Annotated in this window: 1 protein-coding gene; it reads left to right on the top strand. The window is 47.9% G+C overall.

Translation table 11 applies throughout. The features are described 5' to 3' along the window. Window positions 1-1241, top strand: a 1241-nt coding sequence (locus IRQ95_RS21855; protein ID WP_194439898.1) for an iron-containing alcohol dehydrogenase, incomplete at both ends; no start/stop codon positions are given.

Below are 1241 nucleotides of genomic sequence, written 5' to 3'. Positions count from 1 at the left end.
GGTCCTAAGCACCTAATCAACAAGAAAACTGTTGCGAAGCGAGCTGAAAACATGTTGTGGCACAAACTACCTAAGTCAATCTACTTCCGTCGTGGTAGCCTTCCAATCGCTCTWGGCGACCTAGAAGGTAAGAAACGCGCATTCCTAGTAACAGACCGTTTCCTATTCAACAACGGTTACGCAGATGACGTAGTAAGCCTACTGAAAGCACAAGGTATGGAAGTTCAAACGTTCTTTGACGTTGAAGCTGACCCAACGCTATCTGTAGTTAAGAAAGGTGCAGAAGCAATGCAAAGCTTCCAACCTGACGTAATCCTAGCGCTAGGTGGTGGTTCACCAATGGATGCAGCTAAGATCATGTGGGTAATGTACGAGCACCCAGAAACTCACTTTGAAGAACTAGCAATGCGCTTTATGGACATCCGTAAACGTATCTACAAGTTCCCTAAAATGGGTCAAAAAGCTGAGCTTGTATGTATCACTACCACTTCAGGTACGGGTTCAGAAGTGACGCCATTCGCAGTTGTTACAGACGACGAGACTGGTGCTAAGTACCCACTAGCTGACTACGAACTAACCCCTCAAATGGCTATCGTAGACGCGAACCTAGTAATGAACATGCCTAAGTCTCTAACAGCATTCGGTGGTTACGATGCAGTAACACACGCTCTAGAAGCTTACGTATCAGTTCTAGCGAACGAATACTCTGACGGTCAGGCTCTACAAGCACTTAAGATGCTAAAAGAGTACCTACCTTCAAGCTACGCGAACGGTGCAGGTGACCCAATCGCTCGTGAGAAAGTACACAACGCAGCAACAATCGCTGGTATGGCATTTGCGAACGCATTCCTAGGTGTTTGTCACTCAATGGCACACAAACTAGGCGCTGAGTTCCACCTACCACACGGTTTGGCTAACGCACTACTCATCTCTAACGTGGTACGTTACAACGCGAACGACAACCCAACTAAACAAACTGCGTTCTCTCAATACGACCGTCCACAAGCACGTCGTCGTTACGCTGAAGTTGCTGACCACCTAGGCCTAAGCCAAGCTGGTGACCGCACTGCTCAGAAGATTGAACGTCTACTAGCATGGTTGGAAGAGCTGAAAGGCGACCTAGACATTCCACTGTCTATCCAAGCGGCTGGCGTAAATGAAGCTGACTTCCTAGCGAAAGTTGATGAACTAGCGGTAGAAGCGTTCGATGACCAATGTACTGGTGCGAACCCACGTTACCC

Source organism: Vibrio fluminensis (assembly GCF_015278125.1).
GTDB classification, from domain to species: domain Bacteria; phylum Pseudomonadota; class Gammaproteobacteria; order Enterobacterales; family Vibrionaceae; genus Vibrio; species Vibrio fluminensis.
The sequence above is the reverse complement of the archived record's forward strand: the minus strand, read 5'-3'. Positions and strand labels throughout refer to the sequence as shown.